Below are 21,602 nucleotides of genomic sequence, written 5' to 3'. Positions count from 1 at the left end.
TGCGTTTAGACATAAATTAACCGATTCCTAATATAATCTTGAATCGGTAAGGTTTGTATATTTACTAAAGAAGTAAATTTCACCTTCTAATTAAGTATTATTTCTGAAAAACATGTTTTATTTTTTCACCTGGAACGTTGCTCCCGCCTCTTCCTTTTACATCTTCAATCATCATGGTAACAATCATGTTTGGCGCGCTTGCATCGAAAGCTGCAAACCATCCAAGTTCTTTACCCTCTGCTTCTTTCGATTCTTTCAGTTCTGCTGTACCTGTCTTACCAGCGAGAGTTACACCATCAACTTTAGCAATTCTCCCAGCACCATCAGGATCATTAATAACCTTTATTAACGCACTTTTTAATATCTCTTGATTCTTGGTAGAAATCACATTTTCTTTCCAATTTCCCGCTTCTTTTGTTTTTTTTATAAGATGCGGTGACGGAATGTTACCCTCATTGACAATCGGTGCATAAGTCAATGCTAAATGAAGAGGTGTCATTAATACTTGTCCTTGTCCGTACCCCGTGTCTGCTAGTTGAATATCATTTTTTATCCCATCTTTTGCAATGATTGAAATAGGGAATTCGTATTCAATTGGTAATTTTTCATGAAATCCGTATTTCTTAAATTCATTTACATACTGATCTTTTCCTATTTTCAAAGCTTGTTGAGCAAAATAAATATTATCAGAGTACTTCATTGCCTTATCAAAATCAACTGGACTAGCATCCTTCACACGTGTTACATAATAATTTCCCCAAGATGAATCTTTTGTCCACTTTAATCCTTGAATTTTAAATTCTTCCTTAGGATTTATTGTGTTTGTTTCCAAACCAATTGCACCTGTTATCGTTTTAAATACGGAACCTGGTACAAACGCTTGTGTGAAGCGATTCATCATTGGCAGTTTCGAGTCATTATTCCATGCTTCCCGTTGAGCTTTTGATGCTCCTCTAACTATTGTATTTGGATTATAAGCAGGGCTACTTACAAGTGCGATTGTTTCACCCGTTTTAGGATTGACCGCTGCACTAGATCCTGCTTCATTTTTCATCACATTAAAGATTTTTTCTTGAATTGCAGCATCAATAGTTAACGTAACATTTTCCCCTTTTTTTGCTTCTTGTTTTGCTACGTTTTTAATCTCTTTCCCGTTCTCATCTTCCATAAATACGCGTCCACCCTTTTCACCACGCAATTTATTCTCTAATACTTTCTCTAAACCTGTCTTACCCACTAAATCATCTGCTTGATAACCTTTTTTTTGAAGCGATTTTAACTCCTCTGCATTTACCTTTCCTATATATCCCGTTAAGTGTGCCGCTGCTTCTCCTAATGGATACGTACGAATATTTACTGGGCGAGATGAAACTCCTTCTAATTCAATATAATCATTCTGTCTCGTTCCCTCTTTTAAAATACCAATTGGTACAAGGGAATCTGGTTTTATCCATTTCGCTGCGAGCTTTTGATTGATCTCTTCTATAGACATATCAAGTAATTGTGCTACTATTTCTTTCGTTTGCGCTGCCGTTTCACCTAGTTTCTCTGGAATAATTCCAACTTCAGTCGCTTTACCATTCGTTGCAAGCCCTTTTCCATTTCGATCATATATTTCTCCGCGTTTTCCTTGCTCTGTTTGCATACGTACTTTGTAATCTTTTTTCATACCTGGGAAAATGAAGTCTGGTTTCCAATCTATTTTCCAAGATTCCTTATCTTTATCTTTCACGAGTTTTGCTTCATGGATGAATGAAACTGTTCCTCCATCCGTATCCATATTAACTTCAAAAAGAAAAAGTTCTTTATCTTTAGTATTCGCTCCTTTCGTTTTAATTTTTAAATTCTTAACTCCAATACCCTCATAAATTTTTTGATATTTCTCTGTGAACTCCTTTTTAGAAATCGTTTTTTTTGCATGTTCTGATAAATAATCATACATATTTGTAAATTTTTTATCATTCCATAAATTGATATATTCTTCAAATGCTTGTTTTGGCGGCTCATCTTTATTGCATCCTACCAACATAACTCCAAAACAAAAGAAAAGCAGCATCCATATTTTTTTCAATTCAATCTTCTCCCTTAATTAAAAATGATTATTCCTTTCTAAATATGTTAAATAAAAAATGTTTTAACGCTTAATAGACAGTGTAAGTAATGAAATAGTTCCACATTTACAAAAAAATTAAATTTATGGGTAAGCTGCATCCAAAAGGGAGGATTTTAAGATTCTTACAAACGACGAATATATTTAGCGAACGTTATCATTATTAGTGTTGTTTTAACAATTCATTTAAAATACCTTTTAGTTCATTTCCGCCAATTTCATCTTTTTTCTTTATAGATTATTGATACAAAAAAAGAATCCTTATACTAAGGATTCTGCAACAGAAAATAACAAAAATATAAACAATAAAAAGAATTACTTAAAGTATAATTTATAGGCACTCTATATCCTTCTTTTTCGCACCAAAAACCCCTGTACAGCATGCGACAGGAGTTTAGATCATTCTACAGCTTATTTAAAAGAGTCATGTACAGGCAAACTACTAAAAATCAATTCAGCAACTTTTACATATCCTTTTGAGTTTGGATGAATTAAATCCGTAGACCAAAGCGTATTGTCATTAACTAAATGATGATTCCAAAAGTCAACATGATGTAGCTTATACTCTCTACTCAGTGAAAGTATAACTTCATTTGCCTCTAATAATTGTTCTTTTAATACTTGTTTTTTTTCAGAAGGAAACGGAAGCCGAACTGTAAAATCTGGAAGGTTTGCTATAATAATATCAGCACCTGCTTTACTTAATGTATCTATCATACATTCCATATCGTTCTTATATGCTTGATGATTCCAACGTCCTTTTAAAACATCGTTTGCACCTGCAATTAGACTAACCAAATCTGGATTAAAAGTTAATGCCTGTTCCAATTGCTGCGAGCGAATTTCTTTAGTTACTAACCCACGCTTTGCAAAATTAGCATATTTTAAATCATCTACACACAGCTGAACAAAATGATCTACCCAGCTTTTTAATGCTATTCCCTCAACTTCATCCCCTATCCCCTCTGTAAAACTATCACCAATCGCTACAAATCGCTTCCACATATATAGTTCCCCTTTTTTGTTATTCATATCTACACTATACAATAGCCCACAGCGTAATTGTTCTTCTTAAATGTTTTTCAATTTCAATTAAATTCCATAGGAGATTTTTCAAATGAGCAAGACAACTCGATTAAACTATTTCACATGAACAAAAACATGAAAATCTACGTTATCTTCTCGCAGAAATAGGTTGAGACCAACTATCTTTCCCATTATCATTTAAGCGTACTTGAAAAACATATATAGGTTGAGAAAAGCCTTTTGTATCAGCGTAGTAATCTATATTATAATCTGTAATGACTAATGTATCACCTGCTTTGAAAGATATTATAGGATCAAAGTCTCCTTGTTTTAGTTTTTGAAATACTTCTTTGGGAGACAGAATTTCGACATCTCGAATATGTGATTTTTTTGTAACTGGCTCATTGTCATTAGGCATTTTTGTAATTTCCTCTTTGTAAACAGGCATTTTATTACCTTCGTCTTTTAACTCTATTGATGTTTTTATAGTGACATCAGTCATGTCTGTTTTTGTAATGGGATCTAAAGGCATATTCCCAAATTCCTTCATTTGATACGAAATCATTATTCCAAGTGCAACAAAACTTACTGTAATCGGAAGAAATAAATATTTGGTCATTTGTGTATCTGTTTCTTTTTTCTTCAACAATATAAGAACTATATTTAACATAGAATATCCTAGCATCATTCCTAAAGTATTATGAAGTAAATCGGCTAGTTCCATACTTCCACGTTGCATTATAAATTCAAGGATTTCAATCAATAAACTTGCTATAATTGAGCTGATTAACATCCATTTTGTTTTTTGAAAAACATTACTAAATAAAGGTAATAAAATTCCTAACGGAAAAAGCATACCTATATTCACAATGATATGGAAAAAAGAAGAAAATGAAAAGGTATTCCATGCTTTTTTATAAACACTAAGTACATCAAAGTCAATTGTTCTTGCAGAAGTTATATCATCTGGACGACCAAATGAAGTAGCTGATAATACAAGGGAATAATATCCTATTATCAATATAAACAATATAACTTGTTGTACGGTAAATTCCCCCCCTCCTTTACATACCTTTTTGTATACTACAAAGTAGCTAAAAACAAAAATGAGTAGTAACAAGAATGTGAGTTGTATTGTAGGAATTGCAAAGGTAACAAGTAGTTCGGAAATAAAATTCATTTTACACCTCTGTTTTTACGAATAAAATATTCAATAGTTTTATATAACATTTTAGATATAGATAGCGATGTGTTGTTACCCCTAATAATTATTAATACAGAATTAAACCTGTATACATTGAGCATTTCTTCCTCTTGAAACCAGCTTCATTTGACCAAGCAGCTACAAGGAAACTAGCGTTTTACTAATTGTACTTTCGGCTATGTCTGGAAAAACATTACGAAGATTCTCTTTAGTAAGAGGATTTTTGGAGTTAAGTATAAAATTAAAAATTTGTTCAATTTTAGTATATTTATATAGAATCCGTAATTGACCGATTCCTAATATACTTAGGAATCGGTCATATTCGTATATTTACTAAAGAAATAAAATTCCTTCAAGCATTACACTTTTTTTCGAAAATTTGTTGTTCTTTGTTTTGCCCAGTTGATACATTTCTTTTCAATTAAATGATACGAAACTATAGAAAAAAGTATTGTCATTGAAATACACAAAGCAAGAAGGAAAAAGATAGGTATCTTTGTATACAAAAGTTTAAATAGTACCATCATGATTGGAAAATGACACAAATAGATACTGTATGAAATTTCTCCTAAGTATACAAATACACTCTTATTTAAAAATGCTTTCACTTTTAGGTTACTCATGGCCATTATCATAAATATACTAACACCGATTACGACACCCCAATCTTTTAATAAGAAAGTAGTATCATTACGGGAAAAACCATAAATTAAAATGGAGTATAAATATAGAATAATTCCTAATGCAATAAGAAATCCTTTATTAAATTTTTTCATATTCCTATATAAGTAGATAAGCTTTTCCTGATGCTTAAAAAGTAACATTCCTACCATAAACATCGATGTGAAATGCAGTGTATCGGCATAACCATTATAAAATCCCTCTGCTTTCCCTATATGCAACATATTAAGGAAAACACTAATTAAAGAAAAGCTCAAAGCAAATAGTATCGTTTTCTTCCAACTCAGTTTATAAAAAAGAAGGAATAACAAAGGAAACACAATAGATATACGCATTTCTTGAGCCAATGACCAGATAACTGGATTATAATTTTCCGTAAAAAAGTTATTAAGAAGCACAAAATGGTTTATAATATCTATTTTTGTTATAGACCCTTGCCACCTATCATAGAACCAATCCCGTAGTCCAGCCACTTCATACGGCGAGAACAAAATAAATAAAGCAAAGGTAATGATTATCCAAAAATAATAAGGGATATAGATTCGTACAAATCGCTTAATTAAATATCCCCAATAATTTGTTTTTGAATGATAAAGTGCCATAGATAACACAAAACCACTGAGTATATAAAAAACGATTACAGCTTCCCCGCCAGCCCATAAAAACCTAAGCGGGGAAAATTTAATAGAATTAGGCAACGATGGTAGCATTAAACAAAAATGTCCAAATACCACTGTAAGTGCTGCTAACCCTCGCATGGAATCTAATTCTTTTATTCTCTTACTCATAAAATGTTCTCCTTGTAAATTGTAGATTTTGCTGTTAATAAAGGCCACTATACTATTGTAGTGGGAGAATTATACATATTGTTTCTTTAAATTCCTAATATAAGCAGTACAAAGTCAATCTATGTATCTGTTTTAGGGAACTTTCGTATTTAGGCATAAGTTATATAATAATAGAAAGAAAAAAGAAATTTCATTCTATAAAATCGTATTGTCGTTTAGAAAACATTTTAAAACTGTTTTCTAAACCCTCGTTATAGTCTGTCTGCTTATTTGTCCATTGAACACCCTTATTCCCAGGCCACCCTGAGGTATTAGCAACATATTTTAATAGCTCTGGTCCTTTTAAATTTTGCTGTAAACCACGGTTATATGCATTTATCATATTAGATATTGCAATTCGGGTATTCGTTTCTATATTTTTCAAATCTTCGTTCGTTAAATCTTTAGGTGCTAGTCCACCTCGATGAAGCTGAAACAGTCCAAATGATGTGCCCTGATCTCCGACTGCGTTTCGATCAAACTTACTTTCATGGAATGCAATAGATAAAGGAATCCATGGCGGTATATCATGCTCTATTGATATTTGTTGAATCGTGTCTCTTACTTTAACTCGGTTAGTATGATGGTCATATGCATATTTTGCAAGATATAGCCCTACTGTTAAAACCAAAATAAATACTCCACTTTTTATTAATGTCCCTCTCATCGACGTCACCTCACTTGTCAGTATCAAAGATTGTCACTAGTAATCCTATCTTTTGGGGATATTAACTCGTAATCATGTATCATTTTGTTATTGTTTGTTTCATTAATTACCGATTTTCAGGTGAAATTATTAGGGGGTTCCCTCCATATAACATTCGCTTTTATCACTTTCGGTACAATTTACTTTTGTATGGGAGAGCGTTTTCTCTGTATGGTACCGTACTTTTTTCTCGAATACCTTGCTTTTTTATTCGATTGAAATTAAAGAATAACTATATACATAGGGATACACGCTATAAAGAGATACTTAAATTTCTTTAAAAAATTCATTTTCTGGCCTCCATTTCTTTATATAAATAATTTAAAACAAAATATTTAATAGAAAGAAAAGATTTTATTAAATTTTTATAAAAATTAATAACAGAAATAAGTACCAGGTATCGATTTTAATTGTCACTTGATGGAATAATGAATGTTTTTTCATCATGTAACTTTATTAAACTAACCTTGCACCAGAACCCTTTGAATCGAACAATTCATAATAAACGCCATCCTTTCTGTATATTTCTACAAAAAGAATAGCGTTTTTTGATTATATGGATACAAATTTATCTTAGCTTGATTGCAATACCGAAAGTTCCGAAGAACCAGATTTGAGAATTAATGCAATCTTCCATTCCAAGCCATCCACATAAGAATCTATAATACTTTGAAACCTTTTATTTCAGGCTAATATTTAGTTTTATCCTACAAAGTTAGCCTTTTACTATATCAACCGCACTATTCCACATACCGCTAAAGAAAGATCCTATTTCGCGCATTAAACGTGTAAACCAATTTGCTTGTTCTACTTCAGATTTTGTTACAAGGTCTACTTGTAATGATTTACCTGATAAAAATCCAGGATCTGTACTATCTTTAGGTGATATAGTCATTTTACTAATTGTTACATCTTTTTTAATAGGCGCTTCTTGTTCTTTATTCGATACTTTAAATTCTTTTTTATAAACGTCTTTGTTGCCCTTTGGCATTGGAAGTGAAACAGCTTGCTTCGTTTGAACAACTACATCTTTGTCCTTTGCATTTGCTACTCGCACTGTTTCATGACCTTTTACTACTGAATCTTTTCCATAGACCTTCTTCACTTCAAAATTTGCAAATCCATAATCATATAATTTCTTTGTTTCATCAAAACGTGCTGTATGAGAGTTTGCTTTTATAACTACAGAGATTAGACGCATACCGTTTTTTTCTACTGTACCAGTAAAACAATCTCCGGCTTCTGGAGTAGTTCCTGTTTTTAACCCATCTACACCTTCGTATTGCTTAATTAAGCCTTTTAACATCCAGTTAAAGTTCGTCATATCAATCGGATACTTGCCACCCTTTTGGAATGTTTTTTTAGGGATTTTTGCTGTATCTAATATTTTCGGGAAATCTTGAATAAGACGTTGTGCTAAAATCGCACAATCTCTTGCGGACATTTTATTTTTCTCGTCTGGAGTTGTCCCTTCTGGGTGATGTCCTTTTAAATCATGGTTTGTTAAACCTGTAGAGTTTACAAATTTATAATTTTTCATTCCAAACTCTTTTGATTTATCGTTCATCATTTTCACGAAATTGACTTCTTTTCCAGCAATCTCTTCAGCTAAAGCAATTGTTGCACCGTTTGCAGAGTAGATTACCATTGCCTCATATAACTCTTTGACCGTATAAGAGCCACCATTTTCTAATGGAACGTTTGATAATGAGCGATCTTGCGAAATCTTATATGCATATTCAGAAATTTTAACTTTTTGATCCCATTTAAGTTTTCCTTTATCCACCGCTTCATGAACTAAGTATTCACTCATCATTTTTGTCATACTAGCAATTGCTAATGATTCATCTGCATTTTTTTGATATAAAATTTTCCCGGAATTTGCTTCTACTAAAATTGCTGATCCTGCTTCTACGTCTATAGCAGGAACTGTTTCCGCTGATGCTCTTCCAAATGGAACGGCCATGCTACAAAATAGTGTAAGCACTGTTACTATTGTAATAAATCTCTTGCAAAACATACTTTTCACTTCTGTTACCTCCAATATCTTTGTACTCAAAAAAACGTTATTTTAACATAATCCTCCAAAAAATAGACAGCGTTATCAAATTCTATATACATATAAGACATTAGAACCACTTTCATATAGACCATCTCATCCCACCCTTTTAGGCACACTGACACTTAGTGTTCCCACACATATCCCTCTTTTTAATACCCTTGTATTTTTCGAAATGATCTGTACTTTCATATCTTTTAGGATTACACTTAATAGACAATCTAAGTAATACATTTGTTCCACATTTATAAAAAAATAAAACCAGTGTGCCCCGGTTGAATACCAAAACACACTGGTTGCTAAATTTACTATCGTCTCTTACATTATTCATATCAATGAACTTCCCCTTTATTCGATTAATCACTTTATAATAATAAATCAAATTAACTTATCAGTATCATGTCTACTATGAATGGCCTACTTGAATTATTAACTTAAGAAGTTTCTTAAGTTTTAAAAAAAAGCTTATGGAACCTTTCATTCCATAAGCCATTCTATTTAATTGGATGTTCAACAATAAAGGACATCCAGCCTACTTTATATTCTGCATGTATATTACCATTATGAAGTTCAACAATTCTTTTTGAAATAGCGAGTCCCAGTCCATTTCCTTGATCATCTTTTCTGGCCTTATCACCCCTGAAAAACCTTTCAAATAATTTATTAGGATCGCTAACAGGCGGCTTCTCGACTTTATTTGATACTTTCAAAATTGCTTTGTTACCTATTAGTTCAAGACATATTGATAATTCGGATGGTTTCATGCTGTACTTTATCGCATTCATAAACAGATTTTCATAAACACGTACCATTTTTTCTACATCCATGAAAATAGGTATTGTTTCTTCCGTTATTGATTTTTGAACACTTAAACCTGCCTTTTCAAATATAGGAATATATTCTCCAACTATTTGCTCCAACAAGCCTGATAAATCAACTTCGTTAATGTTTAACTTAGCATCGATGTCTGATAAACGGGTGTACTCAAATAGTTCATCAATTAGATATTTCAATCTCTGTGATTTTAAATAAGTGGTTTCGAGATACTCCTGTAATTGTGCTTTACTGTCGTATTGCCCTCTTTTTAATAAATCTACATAGCCGATAATAGATGTCAACGGTGTGCGTAAGTCATGAGATACGTTGGTTATGAGTTCATTTTTTGTACGTTCCAATTGTCTTTCTTGTTCAAATGTATTCTCCAATTCCTTGGACATATAATTAATATTTTGAGCAAGATGAGTCAATTCATCCTTTCCCTCAATCCCAATTGTCAAACCCAGCTTTCCATTGGCAATATCATTAACACTATCAGAAATGAGCTTTAAATATATTATTTTCTTTCGAACCAATATCAAAAAAATGATTATAAAAGTAAAGATTGCTAACGCGAATATAAGAAATGTAAGCATATTATTTTCAAATGTACTAAGATCATCAAGATAGTGATTTAGATTTAATGGTATTATGACATATAGAAAAGTGAGGATTGTTAAACCAAGCGAAACAAAAAAACTAACTGCAACAGCACCAAGAAGTTTTATAATTATCTTATTTCTAAAACTAACCTTCTTCATATTTTGTACCCAATTCCCCAAACAGTTTTAATATAAATTGGATGTTTAGAATCCTCTTCAATTTTGTCTCTTATTTTTGTAATATGCACCATGACAGTATTATCCGATTTATAAAAAGCATCTTTCCAAACTGCTTCATATATTTTTGCAACACTGAGAACAATTCCTTTGTTACGAGCAAGTAGTTTGAGTATATCGAACTCTTTTGGAGTTAGCCTTACTTCCGTTCCTCTTACCCATACTTGACGTGTATCTGTATTCACGGTTAAATCACCAATTTCTAAGATGCTTTTATTATTATCTGTATGCGTATTGTATTTTTTAAACCTTCTTAATTGGGATTTTACTCTAGCGATTAACTCCAACGGGTTAAACGGTTTTGATAAATAATCATCGGCACCAGACGCTAGCCCCTGAATTTTGTCTATATCCTCTGATTTTGCAGATAGCATGATAATAGGCATATTTCGTTCTTCCCTAATTTTCATACATGCTTCAATACCATCCATATTAGGCATCATAATATCCAAAATAATAAGATCGAACTTCTTTTCTTCTAACAATTTTAAAGCTTCAATAGCATCTTCTGCCTTTTGAGTTTTCAGACCTTCATTTTCCAAATAAACAGAGATAAGATTTCTAATCTCTTTATCATCATCAACAATAAGAATTTTTGACTCCATCATATTCCTCCACATTTTTCTCGTATTGAACAACTAAAGGCAAAAGCAGGTGGTACATTTCTATCCTCTCTTTAGTATATACTTGCAATTAAAAGCGCCAAAATAACATAATCGGTATAAAAGATAATGTCTTAAATATTGTTCGAAATTTTCTTTAGATCCATTTACAATTAATAAGTTTTCTTCTTCATTAAATTTAGCTTTTAATAAAAAATAATTATTTTGAGATTCCTTCTTTTAATTAAACTTTTTTGATTACACCTGTAGTTTATATAACTTATAAAATGAAAAAAGAATCCTCTTCAATACGCTCATTAAAGGAAATTCTTTTTCAAATCTTATTTTCTTTACTCGTTACTTATTTTAACCAGTTTTTCTCCTTGTTCTAAAAGTGTTTCATAGTCATTGTTCTCTTTAATTTCTTTGATTTTATTTTCAATTGTGGGCGTATTATTTATATTAAAGTACGTATTTAATACTTCATATGGTGTCTTTCCTTGTTTGGTTGCACTATCTTCAATAGCTTCTTTCCATGGAATATTTGCTTTGTCCATGCTTAATTCAAGGGCTGAACCAGTCTCATATCTCATATTCCGCTCTAAAAACTTTGGAGATTCTGCCTGTCCATTAGCAACGAAGTTGAACGCCTCCATAAAAGTAACATGATATGGCTTCTGTTTCTTTGCAAGTACCATAAGATTTCCACCAGTTAACTTACTATAACGATACTCTAAGTATCGTGCTGAACCTTCTATTGCTTCAGTTTTTGTTTCTCCAATTAATTGAGGCCATTTTTTATAGCGATAGTTACGTACAATTGTCCAATCATATAATGCCTGATTAATACTTTCTGGGCTTGTATCAATCATTGCTTTATCTAATAGCTTAAATTCTAATCCCATTAGCGCGTAATTTTCTTTATTAATCGGATATTCGTGAATAAACTCTCCACCATTTGCATCATATGTCCAATCTTTTTGTTTATAAGCATGAAAACCTTCATGTAATAAGAAAGATGAAAAATCAAAATATAAATCTGGATTACTAAACATTTTAGGATGATATTTTAAATAAAATACATCCATATCATTAATATTTATTGTCCCAAAGTTCCAAGGAAACCAGGTAGAAATAGTTCTAAAATCAAAACGAGTTAAGCGATAGACTTTAGGTAGATGCAGAGAATTTGAGACTTTTATTTCCTTTGCAAAAATACTATTTTCTAATCCCGTTACATTAACTGCATAAGCTTCTTGTCTAAAGAATCCCCCGTCTTTATTACTACGTATCAGAACCAATGGCATTTTTTCGAAGCGATAATCTTCATTCCAAAGTTTATCACTCGATTCTTCAAAGCTCTTATAAATAGTAGCTAATTCTTTTAACATCTTTTGATCCGTGTTATCTAAAGACTTAAACTCTGTATGATATGTTTTATTTAAAATTATGCTTCCCAACATAATTCCTATAAATATTACTAATAAGATTAAAATTACCTTTAAAAATTTTTTCAACACACACTCCTTTTCTAAAACGATAATCCTTATGATGAATAAGGTTTACAAGTTTTATGTTTATTTACACTCTTTTGGTGCAGACCCAATTTTAAATAATAGCTATAATAGACACAATTTATACAAGATATTATTTTGATAATTGTTCCATCCTGTCAAAATTCCGGTTATAGTTAACAATTAATATGGGATGATTATTCAATTTTATTGTAAGGGGATAGTGCAAGAGTTCCTACAAATAAGGTTAAAGTAGTACTCAATGTAGGAACGATACTATTTTCCCACTTCCTTTCCCTTCATCATAACGGGGGCCAATTATGATGATACTTAGTATACATAACATTATTACATTAACCTTCTTTCGGAAGTACAATTCTTTTATACAATTGAACTGTAATCCAGTAGTAAATCGAGTAAATCACTATGAAAATAACAATTGGTAACCAAATTCGAAAATACGGATCGATTAAAAGAGGGCCAAACATATTCATACCAACTAATATGTGAACAATACCGATAATTGCTGGGACTAAGAATACGAAGGATAACTCCTTATAAATCGATTGTGTTAATAATTCCCGGCGAACACCAATTTTACGAAGCATTTGATAACGTATACTATCTTTAGATGCGCCAGATAGAATTTTAAACATTAAGCAACTTGCCATCATTGCTAAAAACGCAATTCCAACGAAGAACCCCATAAACATTAGTCCGCTGGAAAAACTTTGATTCGCCTTATATGTTTGATACTTACTATCCAGTTCTTCCACTTTCACATTTTTATATTTAACTACCTGCAATTCATCAATTTTTTTCCATTCTTTTACGTATGCTCCAAAAACATCTGTTTTCCCAATAAACACCGTATTTTCTGTATCTTTCATACTATCGTATATGTTTTGATCTACAATTTTTATTTTATGATCAGGATGTATATAATTTGGCTGAATTGTTTCGAAAGCTTCTCTCCATTGTTTTGATTCCGCATCCTCTTTACCCCATTGTCTTGACAATGCAAATGCATCCATGGGAATCTCTTCTGAAACTTTCATTATCTTCTCATTTTTTCTATCTTTTACTAAAGGACGATTGTTCTCTAGCTCTTCTTTTATATAATAAACATACTTATCATCTACTTTGTAACGATATTCAAGTTTCTCTTGAAATAAAATACTACTCAAAATGTTCTTTTCTTCTGCTGTTGGATTATGAACTACCGAATCGTAAATTGTTCCTTTATCAGTCTGCTTTAAAACGTCATTTTTAAATGCCATACCACACGCAATTCCACCTGCTCCAAGGGCTACTAAGATCGCTACCGTCGCAAGCACATTTGTTAGGCCATTAATGCGGAAGTTTAATTGAGCAAAGGTAAAAGCATTAAGCCTTTTTTCACTACGCTTTTTATTACTTTTTAATTTTTTAATCATAACTGGGAGAAGTGATCCAAACAACATGTAAGTACTAACAGTTGCTGCGATTAATCCAAGAGCCATTAATGTAGGAACGGTTCCTAGATTTTTTGCCTGTGGTATATAGAGCAGTGATGCATAACCAATACCTAACAAAATCAGACCAAGGAATGCAACTACAACTGTCATTTTTCCTTTTACCGCGACACGCTCTGTTTGTGCATCTGCATGTACAAGTTGTAATACAGAAATACGTGATAATTTAATACTATTCATACTTGCTGATAGTACAAATAATGCAAAGAAGAAGATGCAAGTAGCAACCATAGATGGAATGTACAAAGCTTTGTAACCTTCTCCAGTTAACTCCAATTGTTTCATTAATAACTGTCCGATACCTTCTGCAAGTCCTACACCAATTGTGATCCCAATTACAAGTGATGCCGCACCTAATACAATTGTTTCAAGGAACATCAGTAATGTAACTTTATACTTTTTTGCTCCTAACATCATATACATACCAAACTCTTTTTGGCGAAGAGATAATAAGAAAGAGTTTGCATACATAATGTAAAAAAATGTTACAATCGCTAATAAAAAGGAACCTATTTGGAATATTAATACAATAGGACCAACGTTTGCATTAGATTCAAGGAACGTTTTATTTAGTGATAGCGTTTGAAACATATAGAAAGTTGAAATAGATACAATTAGACCAATAAGTAATACAATATAATCTTGTAACTTACTTTTTAGCCCTGACATGGAAAGTTTAAATAACATGCCCAAACCTCCTTTCTTATGCTTTTTGTGTGCCTAAGTCTGCAAGCACGTCTAAAATTTCTTTGTAAAACTCTTCACGTGTACCATTACGGTGAATTTCTTTATATAACTCACCATCTTGAATGAATAAAATACGCTGACAGTAACTTGCACTGTATGGATCATGTGTAACCATCATAATAGATACACCTTGTTCTTTATTTAAGTTTGTCATTGCATCAAGTAAACTTGTTGCATTTTTAGAATCAAGAGCTCCTGTTGGCTCGTCCCCTAAAATAATTGCCGGCTCATGCACAAGTGCACGTGCTGCTGCTGAACGCTGTTTCTGTCCACCAGATACTTCAGATGGATACTTTTGAAGTATTGCTGAAATTCCTAACATATCAGCTACCCTTTCTACTTTCGGCCCAATATTTCGTGATGGAACACCTTGAAGGGAAAGTGGAAGTGCAATGTTTTCATAAATAGATAAGTTCTCTAATAAGTTAAAATCTTGGAAAATGAACCCTAATTTTTGTGAACGGAAATCTGAAAGCTCACCTTGTTTCATTTTCGTAATATCCGTTCCTGCAATTTCAATAACACCACCTGCCGCTTTATCAAGTGTCGAAATTACATTTAATAATGTTGTTTTGCCAGAACCAGATGGCCCCATAATACCGACAAACTCCCCCTCTTGAATCGAGAATGAAACACCTTTTAATGCGTGTGATTGATTCTCAGCTTTTTTACCGTACACTTTTTGAACGTTTTTTACGTCTACAGCTGGTTTCGTCATATATATCCTCCTACGTTTGTATGATTGATAAGCTACTGTTTGAGTTATGTCTTTTTCGTTTCCACTTGCAATGCTTCATCTGTAAAAGTATTAAACTTGTCCACCACCAATACACATCCTTTTATTTTTCAAAATAATAAGTCCTTTCATACTTTTGTAATACATAAAAATAGGTATCAAACGGGATTTATTGTATTTAATTTGAATATCCATTTTTAGTAATACACGTAATAGACAATCTAAGTAATAAATATGTTCCCCTTTAAGATAAGAAAGCACTAGGTGTTTTGTTAAGAAAACACAATGAATTGCACATAAAAAATCCCTTTTCGCCATCTCACAAAAAAGAATCATTGCTGCAGCCTTTATAAACTTTATAATGGCTGGCTCATGCACAAGTATACATGTTGCTGCCCACTAGATACTTCAGGTGGATGCTTTTGGAGTATCGCTGAAACTTCTAACATATAAGCTACCTTTTCTACCTCCGGGCGAGTAATTCGTGATGGAACACCTTGAAGGGAAAATGAAGAAACAATTTTGTGTAATCATTTGAATTATAAATAAAACATATTAAGAACTACTGGTTATATTTCTTAATTTTTCTTAAGATAATTTATAAAAACTAAACCATAATGGGGAGATTATTTCATAATTGTTTCTAGTACAAATAATAAAAAAACTACATCCTATATTGAATGTAGTTTTTCTAGCTGATTTATTTATTTTTTACTTCATTTTTATAAAAAGCAAATAATGGTTCAATGGCTGGACTAGATAAAAGAGGAATTGCCTTCTCAATCAACTCTCTATCCCAATCATACCAACGCATTTCCATTAGCATATTCATTTCTGTATCAGTGAACCGTTTCTTTATTTCCTTAGCAGGATTACCGCCCACTATCGTATATGGCGGAACATCTTTACTTACGACAGATCCTGCTGCAACGATAGCACCTTCACCGATTGTAACGCCTGGCATTATAATAGCATTCATTCCAATCCAGGCATCACTTTTAATGATTGTATCGCCCTTCGGTTCATATGAATGTTCTATTTGCTCAGCGAATGGATACACTGTAATCCATTCTGAGTGATGATTATGATTACCACCCATTAAAATGATAACGCCACTTGCAATACAAACATAATTTCCAATAATAAGTTTATCAAGATGCCAACCCATCTGTTCAATTGGATTGAAAAGTGCTTGGGACTTAGCATCGCCCCATAAATACCTTACACAACCATCTTCAAAATTTTGATTTCCATAATACCCTGAATAATAGGAGTACTCTCCTACTTCAATGAGTGGATTTGTTACTATATCTTTTAAATACTTTGTTTCAGACCAATGATTAAATAATGGATGCTTCATAACTATATTCCTCGCTTCTAAGTATTGTAGATTTTTGCAATTTACTTAGAAGCTTAATACGACAGCGACATTTTTAAACTTTTTCAAACGACGAATCATTATCTTCAAGCCTTTCAGTTATAATGAAAAATCATAACGTAATAAATTACACAAGTCAAATTAACCAAGTTATAATAAATCCGAGAGTGCGGACAAGAAAACCATTTTATATTTTTTTGAAACTCTTTATTTTTTTATTTAAATTACGGTACATGAAATTCACATGACACTTGTGTAGTAATACTTTCTCCTTATCAAGGGGGGGTATAATATTACAGTAGAACTTTACATAGGTGTAGCTTTTGAATAAAGTTTGATTAAATTAACTTAATAAACCTTGATAAAAGAGCGAATAGAAAAAGCGTGTTTTGAAAAAAAGATTGATCAAAACACGCTTTTTCTATATTCAATTGAATCATCCTTTTATAAAAAAGTTTGATAATTTTTGTGAACCTTACTCAATTAAAGCGCCCGACTGTGGTAGATACATTATCCTCAATTACTTCTTGGGGTAGTATCAGGAAAATGCGGATTTACAACGCTAAGGAAATGTCACTTATTAAAAAAGCCGATTCCCATCTCAAGGAATCGACTTTTTAGTTCATTAAGTAAGAGGTTTGAAAAAATAGCCTGTATATATTTGAACGATGAATAACTTACCTATTTTCTTGTGTTTGTATGCATTACATAAAGAAAATTCAGAAAAACATAACGTATTATTTATCTGTTTGTTTTTGCTTCTTTTTCAAATACTCCGCACGCAATTTTTCAAGTTGCTGCTTTTTATCAAATTTGGCAGGCGTCTGTTTTTCATGAAACTTTGCCACAGCTGCCTGACCTTTGTAATCCAATTGATATTTCCCCACTTTGTTCACCTACTTTTCTTGTCTTTAAAGAGAATCTATTCAACAAATATAATATACCTTATTTTACTGAAGTAAACCTTATTAGTCAAAGGAACTTAAAGTAAAAAGCTTGATAATAAGGGAAAAACCAATCTAAAAAGTCGTTTTCCTTAGGTACGGGAAAGCGACTTTTTGTGTAGTCTTATTCAATTAAATGGCCCGATTGTTGAAGAAAGAGATACTCTGCAAAATAGATCTTTTTATCAAACTTTATTTTAAATCAACAATAGGTAAATTTCTTGGCCATTATTTTGCTTCACATAAAATTCTATACAAAAAAGCAACCTATAAATTTAGGCTGCTTTTTATTCCGTCTTTTATTACTTAGCTAATTCTTTCGTTCCCTGCATTACATCAACGAAAAATCCCCAATTATTCACAACAGAAGAAATACTAATATGTTCATCTGGAGTGTGAACATTAAAGATATCTGGACCGAATGAAATAGCATCTAACTCAGGCATTTTTTGAACAAATACACTGCACTCAATTCCTGCATGTACTGCAAAGATTTCAGCATCTTTGCTGTATTTTTCTTGGTGCACTTTTTCGAATAGATTACGGATAGGCGAATTAGGATTATATGGCCACTCTGGATATTCAGACTCTTTTTCAAATGTTGCCCCTACTAATTCCGCAATATACTTAATTTCATCTACAATATGTTGTTTTAAGCTACTTACAGAACTTCTCACTTCGCTTCGTAATTTAATCTCATCTTGCAGTGTTTGAATAACTCCTAAATTAGTTGAGCTTTCTACAAGACCTTTAATATCCATGCTCATACTTTGTATACCATTTGGAATTAAGAATAATGAAGAAATAAGCTGTTTTTGTGTTTCTTTAGAAAAGACTTTTTCCGCCTTTTCTTCTACTTTTGTAAGTGAAACATGAACATCCGGATCAACAGCACGTAGCTCTTCTTGTAACATACGTGTCCATGATTTTAGTTTTTCTTCTACTTGCTGTACATCTTCTGCACGTAATAAAATTGTAGCTACACTTTCACGCGGAATTGCATTTGTTTTTAAGCCGCCATGAACTTCACTCATATTAAACTGAATGTGAAGTGATAAATCACGTAAAACTCGTCCTAATACTTTATTCGCATTACCGCGTTGTTTATCAATTTCCAAACCAGAATGTCCACCTTTAAGTCCCCCAACATATAGTCGGTATGTGTCCATATCTACTGACGCTTCATCCCAAATCACTGAAATCGTTTCAACTGCTTTCGCACCACCTGCGCTACTCACTAGTAATTTATGATCTTCTTCAGAATCAATATTAATAAATATTTTTCCGTCAAAATGATTTGAATCAACAGCGAATGCACCGCCCATTGTCGTTTCTTCTTCAGTTGTAATAACAACTTCTAAAGCTGGATGCGGGATGTCTGTTGAATCTAATAATGCTAATGCATATGCAACGGCAATACCATTATCAGCACCTAAAGTAGTTTCGTTTGCATATAACATATCTCCAATAATTCTTAATTCAATTGGATCTTTCTCAAAATCATGAACTGTCGCTTGGTTTTTTTCACACACCATATCAGAGTGCCCCTGAATGATAATAGCTGGAACATTCTCATAACCAGAAGTAGCTTCTTTTTTTATAATTACATTTAATGCTTCGTCTTGAATAACTTCTAAATTACGTTCCTTTGCGAAACTCACTAAGTAATCACTAATTTCTTTTTCATTACCTGATCCTCTAGGAATCTTTGAAATTTCTGCAAAATGATAAAATACAGGGTGCTTTGTTAATTGTTCTAAAGTAGAATACATTTTTAAGCTCCTCTCCAATTGACAAAATAATATGTACGTCCTTTATTATTATACCATGATTCATTATTTTACCTTTCTTCTAACGTTCTAAATATTTAATATAAACCATTCATTTTATCCTTCTATAGTTCCATTTAACGTAAATAACCTTTACTCTTACAAGATTGTAAGGGTGTTATAATTAAAAACAATTTTTCTAATATAAAAATAGTCGTATACTTTTTAAAGAAACAAATTGAAGGAGATAAGGAATATGAAAAAGCTTTTTGCTGTTATTACACTATGTTTATTATTTTACTATTGGCTGCGAGAGAGCATCACTACATAGAATTGGTAAGGATGTATATTACGTACATGTAAAAGGCGAAAGCGTTATTGAAAAAGTAGAAGGTAGAAGCTTACGGAACTACACGTTACCCGCATATGATGAAGACGGAGCAAAAAAACAAATTACATTTAGAAGTGCTAAAAAAGAAAACGACCATAAATTAAATGAAAACGCGTTTTTAAGCCTTTATGTAGATCAAGATGATAAAGATAAAAATGAAATTTCATCTATTGAAGTGAAATCCTATGAAGAAATTCAGAAAGCAGATTTACCTGAAAAAGTAAAAAAGAAGTTTAATGTTAACTAATTTATAACTTTAATTAGTTTCATCCCTACTAATTATTAATCCGCAAATAACGGAATAAAAAATAAAAGAAAATGCCTATGCATTTTCTTTTATTTTTTTCTCTTTTATATATTTCGAACTATTACGATTCATAAGCTTTTCTAACCGATTTATATTTTCCGTTAATGCACCTTTCACAAGAGAGAAATCTGTATTCGATTCTTCCTTTTTTTCTTTAAAAAACGAAGATTTTTGTACATTTATTTCTGCCATCTCTTCTCCCCCTTTTATAAAAAAATACAACCTTTTATTTATATTATATAGCAAATGCAAACAGAGTGTACATGTATCATTTTCTTTTTAATTCTTCTACTTGCTGCATAGTATCTCCTTTTATTAAAGAGAAATCTCTTGTATCTTCAACTTCTACCTGGCATTCTATCTTTTGTATTTTTGTTAATTATCATAAAATTACCAATATTAATCTACTATTTAATAATAATATTAGATATTATATAAAAGTAGATTTTAATGGGATTATCACCTAATATATTTTTGATTAAAATAATTTCTCATATAAGGAGGTTAACCATATTGAATATTATCGTGACTCCAGAATTATTAGAAGCTACTGCTAACAAGTTTAAAAGTGCTCAAGAACAAGCACAATCACAATTTACCAATCTTCGACAAAATATCTCACGTCTTGAATCACTTTGGTATGGTTCTACCAAAGAAAAGTTTTATTTTGATTTTCAACAATCTAGCCAAGTAATGAATAAATATATTCATTCCCTTCAGCAGATTGAAACACAACTAAAAAAAGTAGCTGAAAAATTCAGAAAAGTAGATAATGAAACAGGGGCTGAGTTATCTACAAATGAAGGAAGTTTGCTCGATTCTCTCAAAAAGGGATTTATGACCGCATTATCTCCCACCGCTAAATTAGGTTTGATGGCGGGTATATTAAATGTTATTCCAAACAAAAAAAGAAATGATTTAGTAGATATCGTAACTCGTAAATGGGTTCATGGTAAGGCAGGAGACGTATGGAATAAATTAGTTCCCTTAAAAAACTTTTCAACATTAGAAAAAACTGCTGCATCATTAGGAAAATTAGATAAGTCTCTTCCTAAAAATAGTATTAAAGAATCTAATATTTCTAAGCATATTATAAAAAATATGATGGCTCTCAAGCTGGTGTTAATATTGCTATGGATACAGTTTATTCTACGGGGAAGGTAGTTGGAAATTTAGCTTCAACTTATGCAGGTGGAGTAGCGGGGGCTGAAGCCGGTGCATTAGCTGGCTCATTAATTTTCCCTCCAGTTGGTACAGCTGTTGGTGCAATTGCAGGTGGCATTATTGGTTCTACTGTAGGTGGAACGGCATTCAATGAATTCGCAGATAAATTTGTACCTCGTCAAAAGTTTAAAGAAAGTATTTCAAGTTTTACAGATAGCTTCACTAATTTTATAAAATAAATTGAAGAAATGAGGTAAAAAAAGTCTCT

Annotated in this window: 17 protein-coding genes and 2 pseudogenes; 3 read left to right on the top strand and 16 right to left on the bottom strand. The window is 31.9% G+C overall.

Translation table 11 applies throughout. The features are described 5' to 3' along the window. Nucleotides 1-97: 97 nt before the first annotated feature. The 15 genes and pseudogenes from QCI77_RS12500 to QCI77_RS12425 form a co-directional block, all read right to left on the bottom strand. Nucleotides 98-2,071 carry a penicillin-binding transpeptidase domain-containing protein gene (locus QCI77_RS12500; RefSeq protein WP_353824963.1) on the bottom strand — a complete coding sequence of 658 codons (1,974 nt, stop codon included), beginning with the start codon at nt 2,069-2,071 and terminating at the stop codon, nt 98-100. Between the two features lie 450 nt (nt 2,072-2,521). Continuing rightward, complete coding sequence (locus QCI77_RS12495; RefSeq protein ID WP_113769432.1) at nt 2,522-3,115, bottom strand: SGNH/GDSL hydrolase family protein; 594 nt, start codon at nt 3,113-3,115, stop codon at nt 2,522-2,524. Nucleotides 3,116-3,284: 169 nt separating this feature from the next. Continuing rightward, nucleotides 3,285-4,316 carry a VanZ family protein gene (locus QCI77_RS12490; protein WP_113769431.1) on the bottom strand — a complete coding sequence of 344 codons (1,032 nt, stop codon included), beginning with the start codon at nt 4,314-4,316 and terminating at the stop codon, nt 3,285-3,287. A gap of 162 nt (nt 4,317-4,478) precedes the next feature. After that, nucleotides 4,479-4,610: pseudogene (locus tag QCI77_RS12485) on the bottom strand (Fic family protein); the annotation flags it as partial. Between the two features lie 89 nt (nt 4,611-4,699). Further along, nucleotides 4,700-5,857 carry an acyltransferase family protein gene (locus QCI77_RS12480; RefSeq protein ID WP_353824962.1) on the bottom strand — a complete coding sequence of 386 codons (1,158 nt, stop codon included), beginning with the start codon at nt 5,855-5,857 and terminating at the stop codon, nt 4,700-4,702. A 142-nt stretch (nt 5,858-5,999) separates the two neighbouring features. Further along, nucleotides 6,000-6,515: a transglycosylase SLT domain-containing protein gene (locus QCI77_RS12475; protein ID WP_353824961.1), complete on the bottom strand. Its 516-nt coding sequence runs from the start codon at nt 6,513-6,515 to the stop codon at nt 6,000-6,002. Between the two features lie 754 nt (nt 6,516-7,269). Next, nucleotides 7,270-8,583 (bottom strand): D-alanyl-D-alanine carboxypeptidase family protein, encoded by a 1,314-nt coding sequence (locus QCI77_RS12470; protein ID WP_113769428.1) that lies wholly within the window; start codon nt 8,581-8,583, stop codon nt 7,270-7,272. Between the two features lie 524 nt (nt 8,584-9,107). Beyond that, the gene (locus tag QCI77_RS12465) at nt 9,108-10,190 is read right to left on the bottom strand and encodes a sensor histidine kinase (RefSeq protein WP_113769427.1); all 1,083 of its coding nucleotides are present in this window, start codon (nt 10,188-10,190) and stop codon (nt 9,108-9,110) included. Next, nucleotides 10,187-10,873 (bottom strand): response regulator transcription factor, encoded by a 687-nt coding sequence (locus QCI77_RS12460; protein ID WP_002085507.1) that lies wholly within the window; start codon nt 10,871-10,873, stop codon nt 10,187-10,189. Before QCI77_RS12460 ends, QCI77_RS12465 begins: the two co-directional genes overlap by 4 nt. 347 nt (nt 10,874-11,220) lie before the next feature. Next, nucleotides 11,221-12,387: a hypothetical protein gene (locus tag QCI77_RS12455; protein ID WP_012260947.1), complete on the bottom strand. Its 1,167-nt coding sequence runs from the start codon at nt 12,385-12,387 to the stop codon at nt 11,221-11,223. Nucleotides 12,388-12,737: 350 nt separating this feature from the next. Then, nucleotides 12,738-14,585 (bottom strand): FtsX-like permease family protein, encoded by a 1,848-nt coding sequence (locus tag QCI77_RS12450; protein ID WP_113769426.1) that lies wholly within the window; start codon nt 14,583-14,585, stop codon nt 12,738-12,740. A gap of 16 nt (nt 14,586-14,601) precedes the next feature. Continuing rightward, on the bottom strand, nt 14,602-15,363 hold the full coding sequence (locus tag QCI77_RS12445) for an ABC transporter ATP-binding protein (protein WP_353824960.1): 762 nt from the start codon (nt 15,361-15,363) through the stop codon (nt 14,602-14,604). Between the two features lie 718 nt (nt 15,364-16,081). Further along, a complete protein-coding gene (locus QCI77_RS12435) occupies nt 16,082-16,741 on the bottom strand; it encodes a CatB-related O-acetyltransferase (RefSeq protein ID WP_061675943.1) in 660 nt (219 codons plus the stop codon). Nucleotides 16,742-17,496: 755 nt separating this feature from the next. Beyond that, the gene (locus tag QCI77_RS12430; RefSeq protein WP_002069316.1) at nt 17,497-17,646 is read right to left on the bottom strand and encodes a hypothetical protein; all 150 of its coding nucleotides are present in this window, start codon (nt 17,644-17,646) and stop codon (nt 17,497-17,499) included. A 359-nt stretch (nt 17,647-18,005) separates the two neighbouring features. Beyond that, on the bottom strand, nt 18,006-19,475 hold the full coding sequence (locus QCI77_RS12425) for an aminoacyl-histidine dipeptidase (protein ID WP_016102002.1): 1,470 nt from the start codon (nt 19,473-19,475) through the stop codon (nt 18,006-18,008). Between the two features lie 253 nt (nt 19,476-19,728). Between QCI77_RS12425 and QCI77_RS12420 the strand changes: the two are divergent. Then, a pseudogene (locus QCI77_RS12420) lies at nt 19,729-20,110 on the top strand (YxeA family protein). 75 nt (nt 20,111-20,185) lie between these two features. Here QCI77_RS12420 and spoIISB read toward each other — a convergent pair. Further along, the gene (gene spoIISB, locus QCI77_RS12415) at nt 20,186-20,362 is read right to left on the bottom strand and encodes a stage II sporulation protein SB (protein ID WP_002141786.1); all 177 of its coding nucleotides are present in this window, start codon (nt 20,360-20,362) and stop codon (nt 20,186-20,188) included. A gap of 321 nt (nt 20,363-20,683) precedes the next feature. On the opposite strand from spoIISB, the gene QCI77_RS12410 reads away from it, so the two are divergent. Then, a complete protein-coding gene (locus QCI77_RS12410) occupies nt 20,684-21,334 on the top strand; it encodes a WXG100 family type VII secretion target (protein WP_353824959.1) in 651 nt (216 codons plus the stop codon). Beyond that, nucleotides 21,304-21,573 (top strand): hypothetical protein, encoded by a 270-nt coding sequence (locus QCI77_RS12405; protein ID WP_353824958.1) that lies wholly within the window; start codon nt 21,304-21,306, stop codon nt 21,571-21,573. Before QCI77_RS12410 ends, QCI77_RS12405 begins: the two co-directional genes overlap by 31 nt. The last annotated feature ends 29 nt before the right edge of the window (nt 21,574-21,602 follow it).

Source organism: Bacillus cereus group sp. MG9, assembly GCF_040459995.1.
Lineage (GTDB): Bacteria > Bacillota > Bacilli > Bacillales > Bacillaceae_G > Bacillus_A > Bacillus_A mycoides.
Note: the sequence above shows the minus strand (reverse complement) of the source record. Positions and strands in the feature narration are given on the sequence as shown.